Source organism: Mesorhizobium comanense (assembly GCF_005503535.1).
GTDB classification, from domain to species: Bacteria; Pseudomonadota; Alphaproteobacteria; order Rhizobiales; family Rhizobiaceae; genus Mesorhizobium; species Mesorhizobium comanense.
Map to the genome: position 1 here is coordinate 193,702 of NZ_SCNN01000002.1, position 23,363 is coordinate 217,064.

A 23,363-nucleotide genomic window follows, 5' to 3' on the forward strand; every position below is an offset into this window, starting at 1 on the left:
GTGTGGCCCGAAAGACTGGCCGAAGAGGATTAGACGCCGCCAGCTCCTGGGATGCCGGGTGCGATCTTGCTGGCGCCGCTGATGATCTGGCTGAGGAAGTTCTGGTCCTTGCCGCCGGTCGGCGTGGTGCGCGAGATGAAGTCGAAAATCTTGCCGTCCTTGAGACCGTAATTGGCGATCTGCGTGACGCGGCCATCGGCGCCGAAATAGACCGCCAGCACTTTCTGGTCGACCAGCCTGGGCTTGTCGAAGGCGACATAGCGCTTGCGCGTCTGCGAGATGTAATAAAACGCCTCATTGTCGAAGGTCGCCGTCGTCGACGGCGTGCCAAGCGCCAGCAGCACCTGCTCGCGGCTCGACCCGACCGGCACCGAATCGACCGCCTGCTGGTCGATGACATAACCTTGCGTAAACGTCTCGCTCGGGTTGAGATCGCCGATCATCTTGTTTGTGTGGCAGGCCGACAACGCCGAAACGACGAGCAGCAGTGAAACCGCGCTAGCGGGCCTGGACGTGAAGGTCGACTTGAAATTCAGCGCGCGCAACAACAATTCTCCATTATATCGCCGCAACTTGCGCTGGGCCGCAAAACCGGTAAACCAGCTTGCTTGCCGATGCAACAAGGCCAATTCAACAAACGGTCCCCGGAGACCATCCCCATGTTCCAGCGCCTTTTTGGTCGCGAACGTCACGCCAACCGCGCCATCACGGACGCGCTTTACGCACAAATCGTGGCGGCGGCGCGGCAGACAGTATTTTATTCCCATTGGAATGTGCCGGACACGCCGCTCGGCCGTTTCGAGATGCTTTCGCTGCATATGTTCCTGGTCCAGCATCGGTTGCGCGGGGAGGACGGCGTGGCGCAGGATATCGCGCAGGTGCTGGTCGACGAGTTCTTCCTCGATGTCGATCATTCGCTGCGCGAACTTGGCATCGGCGATGTCGGCGTGCCCAAGCGCATGAAGAAGCTGGCGAAGATGTTTTATGGCCGCACCGCGGCCTATGATGATGCGCTGGAAAGAAATGATGTCGAAGGGCTGACCGCCGCACTTGCCCGCAATGTCCGGCCAGATGCCGGTACATGGCCGGAGGCGCCGCAACTGGCCGCCTATGTGACCGAGGCCTGCCGTCAGTTGGCCGCCCGTCCGACCGAATCAATCGTTTCCGGCACCGTGGCCTTTCCGCTCCCCAGCGAGGTTGACCGATGAAACACGCTGATCCGCAAAGCCCGGTTTCCTTTTTCGCGAACGTCGCCCGGCTGCCGCAGAAAGGGCTTCCCGTGGTGATCGAAGCCGATGCCGCGCAGCGCGCGGCGCTTGCCGTTGAGCATGGCCTTCTGTCGGTCGAAGCCTATCGAGCCGAACTCCTGGTGACGTCCTGGAAGCGCAATGGCGTGAAGGTCAGCGGCCGTGTCGAGGCCGATATCACCCAGGCCTGCATCGTCACGCTCGAACCCGTCGTGGCCCATATCGACGAACCGGTCGAGGCGCTGTTGCTGCCGGAGGATTCAAAACTTGGAAGGCTGGGTTTCGAAGGCGGTGGCGAGATATTGCTCGATGCGGACGGACCTGACGCTCCGGAGACATTTTCGGGCGACACGATCGATGTCGGGGCTCTTGCCGAGCAGTTCTTCGGACTGGCGATCGACCCCTATCCGCGCAAGCAGGGCGCGTCGCTGGACACTGCCGGCGATGCTGAACCGGCTGAGAACGAATTTCAGCAAAAACTGCGATCCTTGCTGGGAAAATCCTGAAAACCTCGCCCGCGACGGAAAAGTCGGTTGTACGAAAACCCAAAACCGCTATTTTCGCCGAACCTTCGCGATCACCAAAGCGACCTGCCGCATAACCCGTGAGATGAATACCGCGTGATCAGGATTTCCATCGATGCCATGGGCGGCGATCACGGACCAGCCGTGGTCATCCCGGCGCTCATGACCGTCGCCACCCGTCGTCCCGACATCCGCTTCGTCATCTACGGGCGTGAGGAACTGGTGCGCCCTGAACTGGCCAAGTTTCCCAAACTGGCCGAGGTGAGCGAGTTCTTCCACTGCGAGATCGCGGTCAGGATGGACGACAAGCCAAGCCAGGCGCTGCGCCATGGCCGCTGGAAGTCTTCGATGTGGAAGGCGATCGAAGCGGTCAAGTCCGGCGCGGCCGATGCCTGCATCTCCGCCGGCAACACCGGTGCGCTGATGGCGATGTCGAAATTCTGCCTGCGCACCATGGCCACCATCGACCGTCCGGCGATCGCTGCATTGTGGCCGACCTTGCGCGGCGAAAGCGTGGTTCTGGATGTCGGCGCCACCATTGGCGCTGATGCGCACCAGCTCATTGATTTCGCCATTCTGGGCACCGGCATGGCGCGTTCGGTGTTCGGCATCGCCCGGCCAACGGTCGGCCTGCTCAATGTCGGCGTCGAAGAGATCAAGGGCCAGGAAGAGGTCAAGGAAGCCGGACGCATGCTGCGCGAGGCCAACATGGCCTCGATGAATTACCATGGTTTTGTCGAGGGCGACGACATCGGCAAGGGTACGGTCGACGTCGTGGTCACGGAAGGTTTCGCCGGCAATATCGCGCTGAAGACCGCCGAAGGCACGGCGCGCCAGATCGCGGGTTACTTGCGTGCCGCCATGAGCCGCACCCTGATGGCCAAGATCGGCTATGTCTTCGCCAAGGGCGCCTTCGACCGCTTGCGCGAAAAGATGGATGTCGGCCGCTCCAACGGCGGCGTTTTCCTCGGGCTGAACGGCATCGTCGTCAAAAGCCATGGCGGCGCGGATTCGGATGGTTTTGCCGCCGCGATCGAGCTTGGCTACGACATGGTGCGCAACAATCTGCTCGACCGCATCGAGGCCGACCTGGACCTGTTTCATGCGCGCAACCCGCATGCCCTGACATCCCGGAAATCCGACGTCGTTAGCGACGCGAAGGAATAGGAAAGAGCTTTGATCAGATCAATCGTGCGCGGCACGGGCGCCGCGCTGCCCCGCCGCATCATGAAGAATGCCGATTTCGAAGGCATGGTCGAAACCTCGGACGAGTGGATCGCCCAGCGCACCGGCATCCGCCAGCGCCACATCGCCGGTGACGACGAGACGACGGCTTCTCTTGGCGAGGCCGCGGCGCGCGCGGCGCTCGCCAATGCCGGACTGACGCCTGATGATATCGACCTGATCGTGTTGGCGACCTCGACGCCCAACAACACGTTTCCGGCCACCGCGGTGGAAATCCAGAACCGGCTCGGTATGCATCACGGCTTCGCCTTCGACATGCAGGCGGTGTGTTCGGGTTTCGTCTATGCCGTGACCACGGCTGATCTTTACATCCGTGGCGGCCTCGCCAAACGCGTGCTGGTAATCGGCTCGGAGACTTTTTCACGCATTCTTGACTGGAGCGACCGTTCGACCTGCGTGTTGTTCGGCGACGGCGCTGGCGCCTTGGTGCTGGAGGCAGGAGAGGGGACAGGCGGGATTGCCGACCACGGGGTGCTGGCTGCCAGCCTGCGTTCCGACGGCACGCACAAGGACAAGCTGTTCGTCGACGGCGGCCCTTCGACGACCGGAACGGTCGGCCATCTCAGGATGGAAGGCCGCGAAGTCTTCAAGCATGCGGTCGGCATGATCACCGACGTGATCGAGGCGACATTCTCACAGGCCGGCATATCAGCCGAGGATCTCGACTGGTTCGTGCCGCACCAGGCCAATAAACGGATTATTGACGCTTCGGCCAAGAAGCTCGGGATTGCCGAGGAAAAGGTGGTGGTTACCGTCAATTTGCACGGTAACACCTCGGCTGCTTCCGTGCCGCTGGCGCTTTCGGTGGCTGTCGCCGACGGCCGCATCAAGAAGGGCGACCTGGTGCTTCTGGAAGCCATGGGCGGTGGCTTCACTTGGGGCGCGGTTCTGGTTCGCTGGTAAGTGCCGCACGCCCCGGTTTCGGTCCTTGACCTTGCCGGATCAATTACTTAGGGTCTGCGGTTGTTGTGCCGATTTTGTGTTTTGAGCTGATGGGACGGTCGCATGGGGGGAAAGACACTTACTCGCGCCGACCTGGCGGAGGCCGTATACCGAAAGGTCGGCCTGTCGCGCACTGAATCGGCCGAGCTCGTCGAGGCGGTTCTTGACGAGATTTGCGAAGCGATTGTGCGCGGCGAGACGGTCAAGCTGTCGTCTTTCGCGACCTTCCATGTCCGTTCCAAGAATGAGCGCATCGGCCGCAATCCAAAGACCGGCGAAGAGGTTCCGATCCTGCCGCGCCGGGTGATGACCTTCAAGTCGTCGAACGTGCTGAAGAGCCGCATCCTGCGTTCCCACCAGAACAGCAAGGCCAAGGGCGGCAAGTAGCCTGCCCATTGCGGTTGATAACCGGCCCTAACATGGCGCCGGACTTGAATATTGCTTCACAAACCGCTGAAATAAGCCCGATTCGGCAGCTTGGCCGGATTGGTGTTCCGCGTATGGTCCATTCCGCGCAAACGGAGTGAGCTTGTCTTTCTGTCGAGTGTGATCTCGTCTGAAGATCGTTCCGGGTCACGCTCCAGCGTGAGGATTTCGCCCATGGACAAAAGCCCTGACGCCTTCCGCACCATCAGCGAGGTCGCCGAGGATCTCGACCTGCCGCAGCATGTGCTGCGTTTCTGGGAGACACGCTTCAACCAGATCAAGCCGATGAAGCGCGGCGGCGGCCGGCGCTACTACCGGCCGCAGGACGTCGAGTTGATCAAGGGCATCCGTCATATGCTCTATGACCAGGGCTACACCATCAAGGGCGTGCAAAAGCTGCTGCGCGAAAACGGCAATCATTTCCTGGTGGCCATCGGCAACGGCGACATGGCCGCTGTCGAAGCGATCTCGCAACGCAAGCAGGCCGACCAGGTGCCGCTGACGCCGGCCGCGCAGCCGCGCGGCGGCGACGATGAACTGGTTGGCCAGCCAAGGGTCAAGCCGAGCCGCCGCTTCTTCGGCCTGGGCAAGAGCGACGAGGAGGGGCCGGTGCCGCCTGACGCGTCGAAACTGTCGCGGGACAATCGCGCGCTGCTGCAGGAGGCGCTGTTCGACCTCTTGGAATGCAAGCGACTGCTTGACCAGGTGCGCTGACAGCCACGGAGCGCTTTAAAGCCTCGAAGCTGGAACCCGCCTCCGGGCAGGGCGTTACGTTTCCTTCTGCAAGACGCGAGCAAAAGCAAAGGAAACGTATGATGGCATCATTTTCGACCCTTTCGGACATTGACCTGGAAAAGCAGGTCGCGATCCTGTCACGGGAACTCGCGGCATTGCGCAAGGCAGTGTCAAAGCGGGGTGGCGCTTATTATGACGACGGCCGTGATGCCGCTCTCGATACATATTCCGATCTTGCCGGCCGCCTGCGCGATGCCATGCCCGCAATCCGCAAACAGGGCAGGGTGATCGAGAAATCGGCCCGCGACCATCCAGCGGCAGCGGCCACCGTTGGCCTTGTCGTGCTCGGTGTCGTCGCCAGTCTGCTGTTCAGCCGGCGCTGATGCATTCAGGTACAGCGAATTAGGAAGGAAATGGCGGCTCGCCTTCTTGCGCGGCCGCCATTGCCGATTTTATCAACGGCTTATGATACGGCTTTGGCATTTGGCGCGCAGCGCGTCGGCATAGAGGCGGACCACGCCGCTGTGCTGGCGGCGCAGGAACGCCGACTGGTCCAGCCGCCAGAGCAGCTCGATCTCGCCGGCAAACGCGGGATTCGTGGTCGTGCCATAGCCCGCGCCTGGATAGACGACGATCTCGCCGCCATAGAGACGATCATCGGTAACCAGGAAGTCGATCCTGATATAATCGAGGTCGCCGGCGATGACAGGGGCGATCGATATCGCTTCACGGACATAGTCGAGAAGCCGCGTGTTGGCGGGCACGGCCTGGTCCTCGCGGGGATAGTCCGGGTCGCGCCCGGGCAATGGATTGGCGTCCCGGTCCAGAAGCAGCGAACGTCCCGCTTCCTTATCCTCGACCCAGGCATGCGTTACCACGCCGCCGCAGACATGCACCTTGATGTCGGTTGCAATCGTTGTTCCGGAGAGCGCGAGCCGCTCTTCCACGAAGACGGTGGGAACGATGGGCCAATAGGCCCATTCGCCATTGCGACGGCCATAGCGCTTTCTCAGCCAGTGCCTCGCCTTGGCGATGATGGCGCCGCGATCGGGGACGCCATTGGCCACGAATATGTTCATGGCGCAGCCATGGTTGGTCTTGATGATGACATCACCCGCCAGCAAGTCGAGCGGAATGTCGGCGGGATCGCGCCCAAACCAGAGCGTCCGGGGCACGGCAAGTTCGGGGCAGGCGCCGCGCAGGTGAGCCTTGGCCGCAAGCTTGTCTGTCAACGTGACGAACAGAGGGTTGCGGTCGACGACTTTCCGCCAGAGCAACATCTCATGGTATGTTTCGGGCGTGGCCAGATTGGGCAAATAGCCCAGTTTTATTGCGAAGCGCACAGTAAGCGCGGGGTGGCGAAGGATCAGAAACAGCCCCGCGACCGACAGAATGATACGTCCTGTCCAGGAAAAACTGGCCTTGGCAGACATCGGGAATACCTGGCCATTGTTGGCTGAGTCCGATCCGGAAACATCATGGATCGGATGTATCCATGCCTATCGTGATTTTGTGCTTTCGTAAAAGGGTAAGTGGGCACAGCTATCCTGAATTGGCATGAATTGTCGGTCAGCCGGCCTTCTGCGGAGCACCTCTCATTTTCATTCCGGACTGCGAGCTATGGCGTCGTCCCGGTATCTGGCACGAAGTGCATTTGCATAGACGGCCATGACGCCCTTGTGCCGCCGTCGCAGAAAGGCGGATTGATCGATCCTCCAGAGGTGCTCGATTTCCGCCGCGATCGCCGGGTTCGTCCATGTGCCGTATCCGGCGGCGGAATAGGCTGTGATCTCGCCGGCATAAAGGCGATCGTCGGTGACCAGGAAGTCCACCCGGATATAGTCGAGGTCGCCGGCTATGCCGGGCGCCATCGAGATTGCCTGGCGGACATGGTCGAGCAGCCTCGCATTGACGGGCAGTCCCTGGTCTTCACCGGGATAGTCCGGATCGCGGCCGGGCAACGGATTGGCCTTCCGGTCGAACAGCACCGAACGTTTGGCGTGCTTATCCTCCACCCAGACGTGGCATATCACCCCGCTGCAGACATGGACCTTGATGTCGGTGGCAATCGTACCGCCGCTGAGCGCAAGCCGCTCTTCCACGAAAACGCTGGGTACGACAGGCCAGTAGGCCCACTCGCCATTGCGCCGCCCATAGCGTTTCCTGAGCCAGCGGCGCGCCTTGCGCTCGATGTCGGCGCGATCCGGTTTGCCGTCGCAAACGAACATGTTCATCGCGCAGCCGTGGTTTGCCTTGACCACGACGGCACCGGTCAGCAGATCCTGGGGAATGTCCGCGGCGTCACGTCCGCGCCAGAGCGTCCTTGGTATGGCGATCTCGGGGCAAATCGCATGGATATAGGCCTTGGCCGCGAGCTTGTCGGTCAGCGTGACGAAGAGCGGGTTGCGATCGAGGATCTTTCGCCACAGCAGAAGCTCATGGTAGCGCGTCGGCGCGGCCGGATTGGGCAGATAGCCCAGCTTCATGAAGAAGCGCACGATGAGAACAGGGTGGCGAAGCGTCAGCCACAATCGGGCCGCCGACAGGACAATGCGGTTTGTCCGGGAAAGATCGGCCTTGGCCGTCATCGGGATACCTGACTGGTTGACGAAAACTGACTCCGGTCAGTGTATGCCGGTCAGAAACATCCCGCCGTATCGCGATTTGGCTTTGCGCGGAAGATACCGCTATCTCCGATGGATGACCAAAATGCCAGTCCAGCGAAGTTTGCCGCAACACGCCCGATTCATGGTGAGCTTGGCGATGTAAAGCCAAGAGAGATCAGCCTTGAACAAGAAGCCAAGGCTGGTCTTCTCGTTGGAGGCTGCGGTATCAGGCCTTCTTCACCATCTTCTTCATGTGGTGATGGTGATGATGGTGGTGGTGGTGATGATGGCGATGGTGGTGGCGATGATGATGGTGATGACGATGGTGCTTTGCCATCGGTGCCGCATCCGCACTCGCCACGCCGATAGCCGGCACGGTGAAGGCAACTGCGACTGCGAGGCCGAGGGCCGAGAGGAGGGACTTCTTCATGGATCGTTTCCTTTTTTCGCAGGCATGTTTAAATCGGGTCGAGGACCCGACCGCCGCGCTTGAAATTACGCGCCCGAATTTTTTCGTCAGTATTTCCCGATTGTAGAATTTTGTTTCTGGACTGTTTCTGGCAAGGCGCGGTCTCCGGTGCTGCCGTCACAGGTCGAGGACCGCGCTTTCGCCGCCTGTTTCGGCTACATCGGCGGAACCACGCCATGGTTTCCCACCACCACGCGGCTGGAGGTCAGCGTGCCGTCGGCCGCGCGCTGGGCGGTAACGAAGACCGTCGCGCCCGGCTTTATGTCGTCCGGCGTGGCTGCTGCGAAGGTCACCACGGGCGTGCTGTCGGGTATTGAGATCTTCTTGGTCTGCCCATTGTCATAGGTCAGCGTCACGGCGCGCCCGTTCACATCGGTGACGTCGGCCACGGTGCCGTTTGTCATGCGGCTGTTCGGCTGCAGGTCCCATGGACGGTCCCCTTCGCCGGTGCCCTTCAAAGCCGCCGGGAAAACCACGACCTCCAATGCGCCACTGCCGCCATCCGCCTTCGAAACGGAGGCAATACCGAGGAAATCGCCTTGCTTTATGTCCTTTACCGACGCGTTCTCGACGCCGGAAATCTTCCAGTCCTGATTGAGTTTGACCACCGCGGTGTCACCTTGCCGGGTCTTCACCGTGAGCATCGGCGTTTCGAAACCGACGACCGTGCCGCGCACGCGCAGCATATCCGCCGCCTGGGCGGCAACCGGGCTGCCGGCGAAAGCGCCGGCAAGCGTACCGAGCACGATAAGGGATGTCTTGAGGTTCATTGCATGGATCCTTCCAGGAGAGAGGCTGGCCGGAACCGGATGGTCCTCATCCCAGCTACACCACGACAACGAATGGGCGTGGCCAAAGCGCCGGTCAAAAGGCAGCGGAAGCGTTCAAAACAACTTGATCGAGAGGCGTATGTGGGGCAGCGGCACGAGTTCAGCTTCACGATAACGTGACGGTCCGTTTGGTGCTTGGCAAATCGCCGGCGGCGGGGCATCTTCGCGCCGTCTCAGGCAACACCCTTTTCATCAAAACTCTTTCAGCCAACGGAGTTGCCAATGCCCCAGAATGCAAAAGGCCATGCCGTCTCCCAACCAGTAACCAGGGAGAATGGCCCGATTTACACGACCCTCAAGGCGATGCGCGAAACCCGCGGTTACAGCGTGGAGGAGCTTTCCCTGACCTGTGGCCTCGCCGTCGACGAGATCGAGGACATCGAGAACGGCAGGGAGTTCGATCCGGCGAAGCTGCGCCGCATCGCGTCCGCGCTTCGGCTGCCCGATGATGCCCTGATTGCTCCCGCCGCCGCTATACCGGCCGCGCAAGGCCGGCCTCTGGCATAGAACCGGCAACACGCATATCCAGGAAACCCGCCAAGGCTCGCTTGGCGGGTTTCTTGTTGATGCCATCGCGTTCAACAGCGGCGCGGGCTTGCTGATTGGCGCACGGCGCGTGTTTATACATGCAGGCATCCCGCGCCTGACCGCGCCTGCCGGATATCGGGGGTCAATGATGGGTTTTTCGGCATGAGCCTTGAGTCTGTTCGCGCGTTCTTCGCCGCTCATGCGCCTGATATCGAGGTGATCGTCACCGAGGCGAGTTCTGCCACGGTGACGCTGGCGGCGGAGGCGCATGGCGTGTTGCCGGCGCAGATCGCCAAGACCATCTGCCTTCGCGCCGGCGAACGCACCATGCTCGTCGTGACCAGCGGTATAGCAAGGCTCGACAACCGCAAATTCAAGGACCGGTTCGGCGGCAAGCCGCGCATGCTGGACGCCGCGGAGGTCGTCGAGGCGACGAGCCACCCGGTCGGCGGCGTCTGCCCGTTCGGCCTGCCGGCACCGTTACCGGTGTACTGCGACGTGTCTCTGCGCGAATTCGAGGAGGTGGTGCCTGCCGCCGGCGCCACCAACGCCGCCGTGCGAATCGCACCGCAGCGGATGGTCGATCTGATCGGTGCTGAATGGGTTGATGTCTGCCAGGGTTGAGCGCTTGAACCATTCCAGGATCAAGGCAATGCGCCAGGGTTGCTTTTGAAGTTGTCTGGTGCGGCAGGCCGGACTTCGGGGACAAGTCCTGTATTTAAATGGTCGGAGTGGCCGGATTCGAACCGACGACCCCTTGACCCCCAGTCAAGTGCGCTACCGGGCTGCGCTACACTCCGGACCGGTCGCGATGTATCGTGATAACCCGGTTCGGGTCAACCGTTTTCCGTGACAATTATCCTGCCGCGATCACGGGTGTGGACGAGCCCGGCCAAGCCGGCCGCATTTGCTGCTGATGACGATATTCAAGCGCGATCGCGCCCCACACCAGGCCGAGCAGCAGGTACATGTGGCGCCAGTGGTCGATATCGATGAAGGTGCCCAGCCCGATATTGCCGATGAAGGCGACGTAGGCGCACAAGAGATAGGGCTGCCATGGCCGGTCGCGCAGAAGGATGCGGAACCCTGCCGTTATGGTCCAGACGACGAGCGTCAGGAACGACACGAAGCCCAGCCAGCCGTAATCCATCAGCATCTTCAGCCAGATATCGTGCGTGTCCTCGCCGAAAATCTTGCCGAAGACCAGAGGGCCGATGCCGAAGGGGTGCTCCATGGCCATCTGGAAGCCGAGCCCGTAGCGGGCGAAGCGGCCGAGGCGGGCCGTGTCATAGCTCTGTTCCAGATGGGCGCGCTGGGTGAACATGTCAGACACCCCGGGCAATTGCAGGATGACGATGATGGCGATGGCCAGCAGCGACAATGCGGCAATGGTCATGATGACGACGCGCAGCCGGAACATGCCGCTCCTGCTCTGCAGGAACAGGCAACCGGTGAGCAGTACCGCGGAGACCGCGAACATGCCCCAGGCGCCGCGCGAGAAGGAGAAGAAGATGCCCGACGTGATGATGAGCAACGGCACCGCCAGCAACGGCATGCGAGAAACCGGACCGGTCAGGAGCAGGTACAGCAGGTAGATACCGGGCAGCACCAGGAACGGGCCGAACACGTTGGGATCCTGGAAGGCGCCGGCGGCGCGGTCGTATTTGGTGAAGGTCTCAGCGCCGGGAAAGGCATGGAAATAGCCTGCTATGCCGAGCAGCGAAGTGATCACGGCCGATATCGTGTAGGTGATGAAGATAAGCCGGTAGAGGCTCGGCTGTACGGCCGTGACGGAGGCGAAGAACACCGCGCTGAAGGCGAGGAACAAGGATACGGCGAGATAAAGCGGCGTGTTGGCGAGGTCCGACATCTGCGTCATGGAAATCATGCCGCCGATGTTCATGGCTATCAAGAGAACCAGCAGCGGCGTGGCGGCGCGCGAAATCCTGAGGCCGAAGAGAGCCCAGACGGCGATCAGCCCGGCCATGTAGATTTCGTAGGGCGCGGGCTCGCTGATGACGAAGCCGGACAGCAGGATGCCGAACCCGACCGCGGCCGAGGAAATCAGCGCGATCAGCTTGGCGTTGACGGCCGCTCGCGGCAGCTCGTGGGAAATCGCGCTCAATAGGCGTTTTCCGTGTTGAGCAATCGTATCGGTGTCAGGAACAGGATGCGCAAGTCGAACAGCAGCGACCAGTTTTCTATGTAGTAGAGGTCGTATTCCGTCCGCATGCGGATCTTCTCGTTGGTATCCATCTCGCCGCGCCAGCCATTGATCTGCGCCCAGCCGGTGACGCCCGGCTTGACCTTGTGGCGCGCGAAATAGCCGTCGACCACTTCGTTGTAGAGAAGGTTGTGCGACTGCGCGGCGATGGCATGCGGGCGCGGCCCGATCAGCGACAGCGAGCCGAGCAGCGAGTTGAAGAACTGCGGCAGTTCGTCGATCGAGGTCTTGCGGATGAAGCGGCCGACGCGGGTCACGCGCGGGTCGTTCTTCGTCACGGTCTGCTTGGCGGTCGGGTCCGACCTGTCGGCATACATCGAGCGGAACTTGTAGACTTCGATGACCTCATTGTTGAAGCCATGCCGCTTCTGCTTGAACAGGACCGGCCCCTTGCTGTCGAGCTTGATGGCGATCGCGGTGGCCAGCATCACCGGCGAGAACGCGACGATGCCGATGAGGCTGAAAACGATGTCGAAGGCACGCTTGGCGACCGAGTCCCAGTCGTTGATCGGCTTGTCGAAGATGTCGAGCAGCGGCACCGAGCCGATGAAGGAATAGGCGCGCGGGCGAAACTGCAGCGCGTTCGAATGCGCCGACAGCCGGATATCCACCGGCAGCACCCAGAGCTTCTTCAACAGTTGCAGCACCCGCGTCTCGGCAGTCAGCGGCAAAGACACGATCAGCATGTCGATGCGCGCGATACGGGCGAATTCGATCAGCGCGGAAATGGTGCCGAGCTTGGGATAACCGGCGACGATCGGCGGCGAGCGTTTGTCGCCGCGGTCGTCGAAGATGCCGCAGATGCGAATGTCGTTGTAGGGCTGCTTCTCCACCGAACGGATGAGGATTTCCGCCGCCTTGCCGCCGCCGACGATGACCGCGCGCCGCTCCATGCGGCCGTCGCGCGCCCAGCGCCGGATCAGCTTCGACATGACCAGTCTGAGCGCGAAAAGGCAGACGAAGCCGATGACGAACCACGTGCCGAACAGCAGGCGCGAATAGTCTTCCGACATTTTCATCGCGAAAGCAGTCAATGCCATCAGCGCGAACGTACCGGCCCAGACCACCAGGATGCGGCCAAAATTGGCGATCGGCCGCATCAGGGAGACGACCTGATAGCAGTCGGTGACATCGAGCAGCACCACGGCGAGGAACGAGGCGGCCACCATCGTCAGCGGATACTGCCAGGCGAGGTAATTGAAGAACCCGACATAGTAGAAATAGACGCACAGGCCCGAAAGAAACAGCAGCGCGAATTCGACCATGCGCAGCACACCGCTGACCATGACCGGCGACATCGTATCGCGCCGGTACTGCGAGGCGACCTGCCGGGCGACATCGTTCATGCCGGCTGGCGCTTCGCCATCGGTCGGGCCGTCGAATTTGCGCACTGCTTCTGCTGAAAAGCGGTGCGCGGGGTCGATCTCGTTCATGGGAACTGTCCGCGAGCTTCGCGGCACTGGATAGCAAAAGAGAGCTAACAAAGCCTTGAAACAACCAGTGGTTTTGGACGGGTTTGGCGCTTACCTGCCGAGCGCCGCAAAGTAGGCCTTCTCGATCTCGGCGGCCATGACGTCGGCGCCGAAGCGTGCCTTGAGGTCGTGGCCGTCGGGCATCGATTCGCCGTAGGCAACCAGATCGGCCAACGCCTCGCTCATCTTCCCGGCCAGTTCGACAGCGTCCGGCCGGATAAGGGCAGGGGAGCCAGGCCCGAAAATCTCGGGGATGCCGCCGACGGCGGTCGCGATCATCGGCCTCTCCGCCGCAAGTGCTTCCAGCACGATGTAGGGCATGGCCTCGGCGCGCGAGGGAACGACGACGATCGCAGCCAGGCTGAAGGCTTCGCGGGCCGGCATCGGTCGCAGGAAGCGGACGCTACCTTCAAGCCCGAGCCGCTTCACCTGCGCATGGTAGCGCGGCAGGTCGTCGCCATCACCCACCATGACGGCGCTCGGCGCGCGGCCGAGCTGGGGACCGGCGGCGGCGAGGGCATCTATGAATATGTCTGGTCCCTTGAGGTCCCGCATCATGCCGATGTAGAGCAGGTCCGCCGCGCCGGGCGCGGTGATCACCGGTTCGAATTCCGGGGCGCGAAGTCCATTGTAGACAAGCACGTTCGGGATCGGCGGCTCGCCGACCTTCCGGCGATAGGTGCGCCGCTCATAGTCGGAGACGAACAGCAGGCAATCGGTGAAGCGCGCCATGAAATGTTCGAGCGCGAAAAACAGCTTCCCCGTCGCCGTGCTCTCGTCATAGTGGAGGGAGCCGCCATGCGGCGAATAAAGGCGGGCTACGCGAGACCTTGATACCCGCAACAATGAGCCGAACAGACGGGCATAGGCGCCACCCTTGGCGCCGTGCCCGTGCAGTACGTCCGGCCGCAATTCCTTGATGATCCTGTAGGTGCGCCGCGCCGAGGCGAGATCGCCCGGCCCGACATGGCGCTGCATGGGCGTGCGATGGACGCCCAGCGCCAGCGTGTCTTTCATCTGTTCGAACAGGCGTTCCTCGAACTCGCCGCCGGTGGTCGAATCGCAGACGATCCCGACCATATGGCCGGCGGTCGCCTGTGCATCCGCCAGGTCGCGAACGTGCCGGAAGACGCCTCCCACGGGTGAGCGAAAGCAATGGACGATCCTGAGCTTGTCCGCCACGTCGCGTCTGTCAGAACAGGCGTTCGCGGACGTAGACTGTATCTCCAGGCAGCAGCGGATCGGATGTGACCACGCGGCCGGTCAGCACTTTGCCGTTGATGTCGCGGGTGATGTCGACGCTTTCCTGGTTGGCGCGGGGGGTGAAGCCGCCGGCAATGGCGATCGCCTTCTGCACGGTCAGGCCCGGCACATAGGAATATTGGCCGGCCGCGCCCACTTCGCCCATGACGAAGATCGGCCGGTAGCGATCGATCTCCACCGAGACGTCGGGATCGCGCAGATAGCCTTGCCGCAATTTGTCGGCGATCTCTTTTTCCATCTGCTGCGCGGTGTGGCCGCGGGCCGGTATGGCGCCGACGAGCGGGAAGGAAATGTAGCCGGACTGGTCGACGCTGTAAGTGTTGGTCAAGCCGTCCTGCTCGAACACGGTGACGCGAACGCGGTCGCCCGCGCCGAGGCGGTAGGGCTGGTCGAGAACTTCGTGAAAAGCCGCCGGCGTCGGCCGGTAGCTGGAGCAGCCGGCAAGCATCGATACGGCAAGCAGTGCGTGAAAGAGGGATGCAGTGCTTTTCATGACCGGACACGTACCTTCGACTGGCCGCTGCAGGCGTCGCAGCAAACATCTGGGATCGAGCCCGTTATCATCCTGTTAGGGTTAATGGGCGGTAAAGGAGATGGCCGGGATCATTCATGCCGGCGGGGGTTTTTGAGGTTTTGTCGTTTTTTCTTGGCTGTCGCCAGTAAATCCTAACGCAATCTTACCGCGATCTTAACGCCTGGGTTACCATAGTTGTTTACGGTGCATGCTGACTCAGTTTCGGAGTAGGGATGCATGTCCGTTCAGTCCGCGGCCGCAGATGTCGACGTTGATCTCGGTCAGCTCTTTGCCAGTCTGGCGAGGAACTGGCTGCGGATTCTGATCGCCGTTCTGGTGGTGACCGGGCTGGCCTTCGCGCTCGCTTCGCTGGCCACCAAGCACTACAAGGCCTCAACGCAGGTCGAGATCGTTCCGCGTGAATCCGTCTATACCCGCCCGGCCGGCAACAATGACGGCGACAAGCCGATCCTCGACGAGCAGGGCGTCGCCACCCAGGTCCAGATTATCTCGTCCAACGAGATACTGAAGCAGGTGGCCCAGAAGCTCGGCCTGTCGCGGCTGCATGAGTTCGATGAGACGATCAACATGTCGTCGATCAGCCGCGTGCTCATCCTGCTCGGATTGAAGACCGATCCGATGGACGTTCCGGCCGACGAGCGCGTGCTCAAGAAGATGCGCGAGAAACTCAATGTCTATGGCGTTGAGAAGACCCGCATCATTGCCATCGAGTTCTCGTCCGAGGATCCGAAGCTGGCGGCGGCCGTTCCCGATGCCATCGCCGCCGCCTATATTGCCGGGCAGGGTGCGGCCAAGCGCGAATCGAATAGCGCTGCGGCTGACTTCCTGGCGCCTGAGATCGCCGACCTGTCCAAGCAGGTCAAGGAAGCCGAGGCCAAGGTCGCGGCCTACCGCGCCCAGTCCGATCTCCTGATCGGCGGCAACAATTCCGTGCTCGCCACGCAGCAACTGGCCGAGCTGACGACCGAACTGTCGCGGGTGCGGGCCAACCGCGCCGCTGCCGAGGGAACCGCCGACAACGTTCGCAAGGCGCTGCAGAATGGCGGTTCGCTCGACTCCTTGCCTGAAGTGCTCTCGTCCGACCTGATCCAGCGTCTGCGCGAGCGGCAGGTCGAGCTGCGCGCCAACATCGCCGACATGTCGACGACGCTGCTCGACAACCATCCCCGCATCCGCGCCGCCAAATCGCAGCTCGCCGATCTCGACGCGCAGATCCGCAGCGAGGCCCAGAAAATCATGAAGGGCCTGGCGATGCAGGCCGATGCCGCCAAGGCGCGCGAGAGCCAGCTGGTCGCCGACGTGAACACGCTGAAGGCGGCGTCGGCTCAGGCCGGCGAACAGCAGGTCGATCTCGACGCGCTGCAGCGCGACGCCGCCGCCAAGCGCCAGCAGTTGGAGCTTTATCTGACCAACTACCGCGAGGCCGCCTCGCGTCAGGACCGCAACTACGTGCCGGTCGACGCCCGCGTCGTCTCGGCGGCTTCGGTGCCCTCCGAGCCTTATTTCCCGAAGATCGGGCCGATCGTCGGCGCGGCCGCCGCGGCGTCTCTCCTGCTGACCGCGGTGTTCACGCTGTTGCGGGAGCTTTTCTCAGGCCGAGCCATGCGCCCGGCAAGGCGGGTCCGTCTGGAACCGATCGACGAAGTGCCGATGCCGCCGGCGGCCCATGAGGAGACGCCCATCCGCCCGGAACCGGCCGTGGCCAGCGCGTTCGCCAATCGCGCCACCGAAGCGCAATGGCCGGATACGGCTGCCGATATCGAGGCGCCTGTGACTGTCGCGGCCGAACGGACTGAGCAGGCCGAGTCCCCCGTCACAACCGAAGCCGCCGCACCCGAATTCGTGTCCGAGCCGGAACCGGTGGCGGCGCCTCGGCCACGCTCGGTGCTCGGCGAGATCGACATCGAGAAGGCGGCCGAGAAGCTGATCGCGAGCGGCGCTGCGCGCGCCATATTCGTGTCGCCCGAGGGTGACGAGGCGGCGGCGTCCGCCGTCCTGGTCGCGCGCGAGGTTTCCGATGCTGGCCTGCGGGTGCTGCTCATGGACCTTACCGCCTCGGGAGCCGCCTCGCGGCCGATGCTGGACAGCGGGCTCTTTCCCGGCATTACCAATCTGCTTGCCTCGCAGGCGCAGTTCAGCGACGTCATTCATGGCGACCTCTATTCCGACTGCCATGTCGTCCCCGTCGGCACCGCCGATCCGGTTCTCGCCATGCGCGCGGCCGACCGGCTGCCGATCATTATGCAGTCGCTGACGACGGCCTATGATCTGGTGGTGGTCGAATGCGGGCCGGCGGACGCGCAAGGCATCAGCCGCCTGGGCGGTGATGCCACGGAGGTCTTCCTGTCCATGCTTGAACCGGACGACGAGGTGACGCAGGCCGCCGTCAAACTGATCGAGAGCGGCTATCCGGACCTGACGCTGGTGACACCGCTCGGCCACGAGCCGCCCGGCACTCCGGTGCCGGGACGGCGTTCGGCCGCCTGAGCGAACCGCGGTATGCGGTCTCGTCCGGGTTAACCCAGCTCCAAAGTGGTCACGCCGAATATCCTGTCGGCGCCGGTCGTCGGGGTCGGCCCCTGATACATGCGGGTGGTGCTGAAGGTCGGTGCGAAGCCGGCTGCATCCAGCGCCGCGATGAACTTCGTGCTCGTGGCCGGCACGTCGATGTTCAGGTCGCCGCCATCGCATGCGGTCGCCAGCCCTTGCAGCAGTTCGAGTGCGATGTCGGTGTCGTCGGCGAACAGCGGGCCGATCTTGAAGCCATCGCGGCAGGAACGCGCCACCGCATAGCCGGCCACCCCCCGTGACGTGATCGCCACCAGCGCCTGGTGTGGCGGTTGCAGCCATCGCTGCAGGAAAGCGGCCCTGGGCGCGGGAAAACACAAGGCATCGTAGCCAATGATGTCCGGGGTCGAGCGCGCGGTGATTTGGCGGATGTTTCCGGCGCCGGTGGACCGGGTTGCCAGCCGTCCACTGTACCGAATGGTCTCGTAGACCGGCGAGAATCCCTTGCGCTGGTAGTTGGCCCGTTGCTCTTCGACGCCATCGAGCCCGATGGTGCGCCCGGCGAGCCTCGCCATGCCGGCGCTCCAGATCGCCTTGCCATAGCCCTGGCCGCGCATGTCCGGGCGGCAGATGTAAAGGCCGATGAAACCGAAATCGCGCCCATAGGCCACCGCCGAGATCGCGGCGGCCATCTCGCCGCCGACAAAGGCCCCGATGAAACCTTCGGCATCTGCGGCCTGAAACATCGCCGCATCGTCGAGGCCGGGATTCCATCCCTCGGCCGCCGCCCAATCGATAAGGACACAAAGCTCCCGGGCCGACAGCGTGCGGATGGTTGGTTTCATTGTGCCTGGTCCACTGCGACGGTTTCTGCCGGGATTTCAGCATGGATAAGAGTTCTTTGCCACCGGCGCCGGGGCTCGGACCTCGCACCCTTCGACGTCGGCAGGCTTAGCTGTCGTCTTCGCCCGCGGCGGGTGCGGCCTGTCGGACCGCCTTGCGGCGCAGCAGCTTGGTCAATCTCCAGATGGTCGGGCTGTTCTTGACGAAGGCTTTCAGCCTGGCGCCCTGGCGCAGCGCCTGTCCCAGCGCGCGACCCTTGAGCGTCAACGGGACAAGCACCTCGCGGTGCTGCGTTTCCATATCGCACCACTGCCGCTTGTAGAGTTCGTCGCCGACGGAGAAATCATAGACCGCGAAGCCGGCCTCGCAGGCGTCCTGGATATTGTCGAAGAACAGAAAGTCGCCAGGGCTGGTGTGCGCGAGGTCATCCTCGGCGATCGCTCCGAATTCGCAGATCAGGCGCTTGCCCGAAAGACTGGATCCGGTGACGGCGCGCAGCTTGCCGGCGACCTCCAGCCCATGCAGCACGAAGGGCGGTTTCTCCTCTGCCAGGGCTTGCCCGAACAGGTCCCTGAAAAAGGCGCGTGTGCGCTCGTCGCCGAAGACATTGGCGATGCCCATCTTGCGGAAGCGGACTTCCTTCATTTCAAAAAACGCGTCGAGCAGCCTCTCCATTTCATCCAGACCACGCGCCTCGATGCGGCGGTGACTCCCGACGGCGTCGAACTTGCGTGTCTGCGAACGATGCTTCTTGCGTTTGCGCTTGCCGCTTGCGCGCGACAGAAGCGCGTCGAAACCGCCCGTGAGATCGACGGCCAGCGAAATGTTCGGGCTGGCAAAATGGCGGAGGGACAGAAACGGATTGGCTATGCCGTCCAGGTCCGGCAGCAATCGTTCCAGCGCGATGAGGTCGATGTCGGGGCGGCCCTTTGCGATCGCCTGGAAAAGCCGGCGCAAAGCCTCGGAGTCCAATCTGGCCAGCCATCGCGGATCGGCGGCGGCGAAATTACCGTTGGCGTGGCTGCCGCCCATGAAACGGGCGACACGAAACGGGCCGTGCGTCACGACCTCCAGCGCCAGCGCGAGCGCGGGCCTGCCTTCGACGTCCAGCGTGGCCACGAGCAGGTCCGGCTGGACGTGCGCGGCCCAGTTGCGGACCCACATCGCGCCCTGAGCCGGCGCGTGAACAGCTGTCCCGCAGAAGCTCGCATAAGCGGCGAGCCCTTCCTCGGCGGCAACGGAAACCGAAAGCTCGGCGGCTTCCTTCGGCAAGGCGCGTGGCGCGGCTTCGGTCTTCGCCGGCCGATTGCCGTCAAATGACGCGGCTGCGTCAACCATACCTCAATCCTTAGGGCGTATTGGTCCCGATTTGGGGGTTCGCTCAGGCGTATTCCGTGCTTGGATAAGCCTAGGCGCAAAAGGTGAATGAATGATCGACGGTGGGGAGGCAATCCGGAAACTGGCGCTCAACGTCGCCCGCTATACCGGCCTCGCACCGCTGGCCAGACCGTTTGTCGGCGGCATAGGCGCCATCCTGATGCTGCACCGCGTGACAGCCACGCCCGAAAAGCCCGACAGCGTCAACCGGCACCTCAACATAGCGCCCAGCTTCCTCGACGCTGTCATCGCCGACATGAAGGCGGGCGGCTATGCTTTCGTCTCGATGGACGAAGCCGTGGAGCGCATCAAGGCTGGCGGCAAGGGCGGCCGGTTCGCCACCATCACCGCCGATGACGCCTATCGCGACAACATGACCGAGGCGCTGCCTGTGCTGGAAAAGCATGGTGCGCCGATAACCATCTATGTCGCGCCCGGGCTGATCGACGGCACCGCCGATCTGTGGTGGGATGTGGTCGAGGACATTGTCGATGCCTGCGATCGCCTGACCCTGGCGACGCCGGCCGGATCGACGGTGATCGACTGCACGACCCCACTCAGGAAGCAACAGGCCATCGCCCGGCTGCATACCTACCTGACCACCGAGGTTCCGGAGAAGGAACTGCGGTCGGTACTGCGCGATCTGGCGAGGTCGAACGGCGTCAGCGCGGATGCTCCGCGTCTGCGCACGTTGATGAATTGGGACGAAATCCGCGCCGTTGCAGGACATCCGCTGGTCACGATCGGCGCCCATACGGTGAACCACTGCAATCTCAAACGCCTTTCCGAGGCTGATGCCCGGCACGAGACCGACGCCGTGAAGGGCATATTGAAGACCAGGCTCGGCATCGAACCGCGCCACTTCGCCTATCCCTATGGCTATGCCAGCGCCGTTGGCTGCCGGGAAGTCGGCTTTGCCCGCGACGCCGGCTACGTTTCCGCCGTCACGACCCGTCATGGCGTGCTGCGTGCCGAGCACGCCGGATTTCTGCATGCCTTGCCCCGCATCTCGGTCAACGGCCGCTACCAGAGCCTGGCCCACATCCGCACCATGCTCTCGGGCGTGACGACGCCGCTGGCCAATGCCGGCAAGATGGTCGTCACTGTCTGAGAACTGCTTCCCTATCGACCAAACGTCGGCGGATTGTCAGCATTTGTGGAAGTAGCGGTAGGTGTCCGGAGCGCTCATCCATTTGAAATCCGACGTCAGGCCGCCATGGGCCTTTATCCAGCCCCTGATGTCCGAGGCGTAGGCGTTCCACAGGACGCCGGTCATGTCGGTGCGATGCGCCAGATGGAATCCGAAACTCGCCGCCGGCATCACGCAGATGCGGCTGCGTGGGATGTAACCCAGCAGCACCGTGCAGGCGGACTGGCACTTGCCGACAATGCGCACATTGACGCCGCGCGCCGCGAGCGCCTTCCAGCGCTGGCTGTAGGCGGCGACGCTGCCGCCATGGGCATCCGAGACGTCGATGGTTTCGGCCGCCGCGATCGAGGCCGCACACAAGCTGCAAAGAAGAAGCAGCCCCGCGAACATCCTTATCGGCATGACGGCCCCCGCTAGCGGATGCCGTCACATTAGCCTGAAGTCCGTTTGCGGCTGAATCACGTTCTTGTTTTCAGCCTTGCGGAGGGGACGATTGGAAGCGTTCCGCTCACCCCTTGGAGCGCGGCGGCTCCAGCATCAGCCACTTTATGATGCCCATCGCCGGCAGCACCCACAGAAGGCCGCTGAGCAGGAAGAACAGGAAATGCACCCAGGCCCCGGATTCCGAGAGGCGGGCGACCGCGAAGATCGACGCAACCAGCGCATAGACGATGACCAGCGCCACCAGCAGGAACATCCCGATCAGTTTCTTCAGGCGAATGGACATTGGGCGGCCTCGTTGATGGCTATCGCTTAGGCCGAACGCGGGGCACGCGCAACCCGGGACGGGCGGCGCGACGGCGTGCCGCGCCGCCCGGACTTGCCAGCGCGGGTGCGATGGTCCACCAATCCGCCGATTTCAAACATGCTGGAATAACCGATGGCCGCCATATCAGCTGCCGCGCCTTATCAGGCCCGCGACCGTGACCTGCAAAACCGGGCTCTTGTGCGCGCCTGGCTCTACATTGTGCTCCTGGTGCTGTTCGGGCTGGTCCTGGTCGGCGGCTCCACCCGTCTGACCGGCTCGGGCCTGTCGATCACCCAATGGCAACCGGTTCATGGCGTCATCCCGCCGCTCAACGACGCCGAATGGCAGGAAGAGTTCCAGCGCTACCAGCAGATCCCGCAATATACCGAAATCAACAAGGGCATGAGCGTCGACGACTTCAAGTCGATCTTCTGGTGGGAGTGGGCGCACCGCATCCTGGCGCGCAGCGTCGGTGTCGTCTTCGCCTTGCCGCTGCTGTTTTTCTGGGCGACGCGCCGTATCGAAAGAGGCTTGGGGCTCAAGCTCGTCGGCATTCTGGCGCTCGGCGGGCTGCAGGGCGCAATCGGCTGGTGGATGGTGGCCTCGGGGCTGGTCGATCGCGTCTCGGTCAGCCAGTACCGGCTGGCGACGCATCTGACGCTCGCCGCGTTGATCTTCACCGCGACCATGGTGGTGGCACGGGGGCTGGCGCCGCATTCGGAGCCGGCGGCCGACCGCTCCACGCAGCGGCTTGCCGGCTTCATCGTGCTGCTCGCGCTGGTCCAGATCTATCTCGGCGGGCTCGTCGCCGGGCTTCATGCCGGTCTGTCCTACAACACCTGGCCGCTGATGGATGGTCAGGTGATCCCGGCCGACCTGCTGCTCCTGAAGCCCGCCTGGCTGAACTTCTTCGAGAATCCGAAGACCGTGCAGTTCGTGCACAGGATCGGCGCCTATGCGCTCTTTGCCGTGGCGCTTTGGCATATGATCGCCGTCTTGCGGCACATGCCCGGCAGCACCCATGCCCGCCGGGCCTTGCTTCTGTTCCTTATGGTTGTCGTTCAGGCCACGATCGGCATCAGCACGCTCCTGATGCAGGTGCCGCTGCACCTGGCGTTGACCCATCAGGGCTTTGCTCTGGTGCTGCTTGGCTTCGCTGCCGCGCACTGGCGCGGCACCAAGTGCGCCTATCCTTTACCGACGCGCCCACCTATGAAGCGGAGATACGTGCTACTTATTGGCTTCTGCCTGTCATTCCTGGCGACCGCAATACGCCTAGCTCTGCAGGGCTGACCGCCTCTTACATCGAGAACAAATGCGACTGGCTGGTTGGTTGGCCGTCGAATTCCGCTTGGCGCGACGCGGCGGCGGAATTCGTGGACTGGTCCTGAGCGGCCTTGGCGGCTTTTTCGGCGTCTGCTGCCTTGAGCGCGTCGAGCTTTGCCTGAGCGGTGGCGATGTCCTGCTGTATCTGGGCTGCCTGAACCTGATCCTTGACCGCCTTGGCCTGGTCTTCCAGGTCCTGGATCTGCTTTTCGAGGGCAGCCTCCTGAGCTGCGTTGCTCGAGGCGCTGGACGAGGAATACTGGGTGGTTGAGGAGGAGCCCGAGATCGCGCTGACCATGACAAGTCCTTGGTGGGAGCCAGGACAAATCAGTAGCCGATCATGGTGAACAGGCAGTTACCGCCGG

25 protein-coding genes and 1 tRNA gene are annotated in these 23,363 nt (G+C 62.8%); 12 read left to right on the top strand and 14 right to left on the bottom strand.

Annotated elements, in window-relative coordinates:
- Window positions 1–29: 29 nt before the first annotated feature.
- Window positions 30–545, bottom strand: coding sequence for an outer membrane protein assembly factor BamE (locus tag FFS37_RS05265; RefSeq protein WP_137929889.1), 516 nt, complete (start codon window positions 543–545; stop codon window positions 30–32).
- A 114-nt stretch (window positions 546–659) separates the two neighbouring features.
- On the opposite strand from FFS37_RS05265, the gene FFS37_RS05270 reads away from it, so the two are divergent.
- From FFS37_RS05270 to FFS37_RS05300, 7 genes are all read left to right on the top strand, one after another.
- Window positions 660–1,208, top strand: coding sequence for a ubiquinol-cytochrome C chaperone family protein (locus FFS37_RS05270; protein ID WP_137929890.1), 549 nt, complete (start codon window positions 660–662; stop codon window positions 1,206–1,208).
- The gene (locus FFS37_RS05275; RefSeq protein ID WP_137929891.1) at window positions 1,205–1,753 is read left to right on the top strand and encodes a YceD family protein; all 549 of its coding nucleotides are present in this window, start codon (window positions 1,205–1,207) and stop codon (window positions 1,751–1,753) included. The genes FFS37_RS05270 and FFS37_RS05275 overlap by 4 nt, the downstream gene beginning before the upstream one ends.
- A 114-nt stretch (window positions 1,754–1,867) precedes the next feature.
- A complete protein-coding gene (gene plsX, locus FFS37_RS05280; protein ID WP_137929892.1) occupies window positions 1,868–2,938 on the top strand; it encodes a phosphate acyltransferase PlsX in 1,071 nt (356 codons plus the stop codon).
- Window positions 2,939–2,947: 9 nt separating this feature from the next.
- Entirely contained in the window at window positions 2,948–3,919 is a 972-nt protein-coding gene (locus tag FFS37_RS05285; RefSeq protein WP_137929893.1) for a beta-ketoacyl-ACP synthase III, read from the top strand.
- A 102-nt stretch (window positions 3,920–4,021) separates the two neighbouring features.
- Window positions 4,022–4,345 carry an integration host factor subunit alpha gene (locus FFS37_RS05290; RefSeq protein WP_006201891.1) on the top strand — a complete coding sequence of 108 codons (324 nt, stop codon included), beginning with the start codon at window positions 4,022–4,024 and terminating at the stop codon, window positions 4,343–4,345.
- A gap of 213 nt (window positions 4,346–4,558) precedes the next feature.
- Entirely contained in the window at window positions 4,559–5,098 is a 540-nt protein-coding gene (locus FFS37_RS05295) for a MerR family transcriptional regulator (protein ID WP_137929894.1), read from the top strand.
- 101 nt (window positions 5,099–5,199) lie between these two features.
- Window positions 5,200–5,502 carry a hypothetical protein gene (locus FFS37_RS05300; protein WP_137929895.1) on the top strand — a complete coding sequence of 101 codons (303 nt, stop codon included), beginning with the start codon at window positions 5,200–5,202 and terminating at the stop codon, window positions 5,500–5,502.
- A 72-nt stretch (window positions 5,503–5,574) separates the two neighbouring features.
- On the opposite strand, the gene FFS37_RS05305 is transcribed toward FFS37_RS05300, so the two are convergent.
- From FFS37_RS05305 to FFS37_RS05320, 3 genes are all read right to left on the bottom strand, one after another.
- The gene (locus FFS37_RS05305) at window positions 5,575–6,552 is read right to left on the bottom strand and encodes an ATP-grasp fold amidoligase family protein (protein ID WP_137929896.1); all 978 of its coding nucleotides are present in this window, start codon (window positions 6,550–6,552) and stop codon (window positions 5,575–5,577) included.
- 168 nt (window positions 6,553–6,720) lie between these two features.
- Window positions 6,721–7,707, bottom strand: coding sequence for an ATP-grasp fold amidoligase family protein (locus tag FFS37_RS05310; protein WP_137929897.1), 987 nt, complete (start codon window positions 7,705–7,707; stop codon window positions 6,721–6,723).
- A 642-nt stretch (window positions 7,708–8,349) separates the two neighbouring features.
- Window positions 8,350–8,964: a hypothetical protein gene (locus tag FFS37_RS05320; RefSeq protein WP_137929899.1), complete on the bottom strand. Its 615-nt coding sequence runs from the start codon at window positions 8,962–8,964 to the stop codon at window positions 8,350–8,352.
- 282 nt (window positions 8,965–9,246) lie between these two features.
- On the opposite strand from FFS37_RS05320, the gene FFS37_RS05325 reads away from it, so the two are divergent.
- On the top strand, window positions 9,247–9,531 hold the full coding sequence (locus tag FFS37_RS05325; RefSeq protein ID WP_137929900.1) for a helix-turn-helix domain-containing protein: 285 nt from the start codon (window positions 9,247–9,249) through the stop codon (window positions 9,529–9,531).
- Between the two features lie 183 nt (window positions 9,532–9,714).
- Window positions 9,715–10,176 (top strand): YbaK/EbsC family protein, encoded by a 462-nt coding sequence (locus FFS37_RS05330; RefSeq protein ID WP_137929901.1) that lies wholly within the window; start codon window positions 9,715–9,717, stop codon window positions 10,174–10,176.
- A 99-nt stretch (window positions 10,177–10,275) separates the two neighbouring features.
- Here the strand turns inward: FFS37_RS05330 and FFS37_RS05335 are convergent.
- From FFS37_RS05335 to FFS37_RS05355, 5 genes are all read right to left on the bottom strand, one after another.
- Window positions 10,276–10,352: transfer RNA gene (locus FFS37_RS05335), tRNA-Pro, on the bottom strand.
- Window positions 10,353–10,408: 56 nt separating this feature from the next.
- Window positions 10,409–11,677: an O-antigen ligase family protein gene (locus FFS37_RS05340; protein ID WP_137929902.1), complete on the bottom strand. Its 1,269-nt coding sequence runs from the start codon at window positions 11,675–11,677 to the stop codon at window positions 10,409–10,411.
- On the bottom strand, window positions 11,674–13,209 hold the full coding sequence (locus FFS37_RS05345; protein ID WP_137929903.1) for an undecaprenyl-phosphate glucose phosphotransferase: 1,536 nt from the start codon (window positions 13,207–13,209) through the stop codon (window positions 11,674–11,676). The genes FFS37_RS05340 and FFS37_RS05345 overlap by 4 nt, the downstream gene beginning before the upstream one ends.
- A gap of 90 nt (window positions 13,210–13,299) precedes the next feature.
- Window positions 13,300–14,430, bottom strand: coding sequence for a glycosyltransferase (locus FFS37_RS05350; protein WP_137929904.1), 1,131 nt, complete (start codon window positions 14,428–14,430; stop codon window positions 13,300–13,302).
- A 10-nt stretch (window positions 14,431–14,440) separates the two neighbouring features.
- Entirely contained in the window at window positions 14,441–15,004 is a 564-nt protein-coding gene (locus FFS37_RS05355; RefSeq protein ID WP_137929905.1) for a polysaccharide biosynthesis/export family protein, read from the bottom strand.
- A 258-nt stretch (window positions 15,005–15,262) separates the two neighbouring features.
- Here FFS37_RS05355 and FFS37_RS05360 point away from each other — a divergent pair, with 258 nt between their 5' ends.
- Window positions 15,263–17,533 carry a GumC family protein gene (locus tag FFS37_RS05360; RefSeq protein ID WP_137929906.1) on the top strand — a complete coding sequence of 757 codons (2,271 nt, stop codon included), beginning with the start codon at window positions 15,263–15,265 and terminating at the stop codon, window positions 17,531–17,533.
- A 29-nt stretch (window positions 17,534–17,562) separates the two neighbouring features.
- On the opposite strand, the gene FFS37_RS05365 is transcribed toward FFS37_RS05360, so the two are convergent.
- Complete coding sequence (locus FFS37_RS05365; protein WP_137929907.1) at window positions 17,563–18,399, bottom strand: GNAT family N-acetyltransferase; 837 nt, start codon at window positions 18,397–18,399, stop codon at window positions 17,563–17,565.
- Window positions 18,400–18,505: 106 nt separating this feature from the next.
- The gene (locus FFS37_RS05370; protein WP_137929908.1) at window positions 18,506–19,735 is read right to left on the bottom strand and encodes a GNAT family N-acetyltransferase; all 1,230 of its coding nucleotides are present in this window, start codon (window positions 19,733–19,735) and stop codon (window positions 18,506–18,508) included.
- A 91-nt stretch (window positions 19,736–19,826) separates the two neighbouring features.
- Here FFS37_RS05370 and FFS37_RS05375 point away from each other — a divergent pair, with 91 nt between their 5' ends.
- Complete coding sequence (locus FFS37_RS05375) at window positions 19,827–20,885, top strand: polysaccharide deacetylase family protein (protein ID WP_137929909.1); 1,059 nt, start codon at window positions 19,827–19,829, stop codon at window positions 20,883–20,885.
- Window positions 20,886–20,921: 36 nt separating this feature from the next.
- Here FFS37_RS05375 and FFS37_RS05380 read toward each other — a convergent pair whose 3' ends face one another.
- Complete coding sequence (locus FFS37_RS05380; protein ID WP_137929910.1) at window positions 20,922–21,326, bottom strand: hypothetical protein; 405 nt, start codon at window positions 21,324–21,326, stop codon at window positions 20,922–20,924.
- Between the two features lie 106 nt (window positions 21,327–21,432).
- Entirely contained in the window at window positions 21,433–21,651 is a 219-nt protein-coding gene (locus FFS37_RS05385) for a DUF2842 domain-containing protein (protein WP_137929911.1), read from the bottom strand.
- A 153-nt stretch (window positions 21,652–21,804) separates the two neighbouring features.
- Between FFS37_RS05385 and FFS37_RS05390 the strand changes: the two genes are divergently transcribed.
- Window positions 21,805–22,965: a COX15/CtaA family protein gene (locus FFS37_RS05390; RefSeq protein ID WP_137929912.1), complete on the top strand. Its 1,161-nt coding sequence runs from the start codon at window positions 21,805–21,807 to the stop codon at window positions 22,963–22,965.
- A gap of 7 nt (window positions 22,966–22,972) precedes the next feature.
- Here the strand turns inward: FFS37_RS05390 and FFS37_RS05395 are convergent, their stop codons facing one another.
- Window positions 22,973–23,296 (bottom strand): hypothetical protein, encoded by a 324-nt coding sequence (locus tag FFS37_RS05395; protein ID WP_137929913.1) that lies wholly within the window; start codon window positions 23,294–23,296, stop codon window positions 22,973–22,975.
- Between the last annotated feature and the right edge of the window lie 67 nt (window positions 23,297–23,363).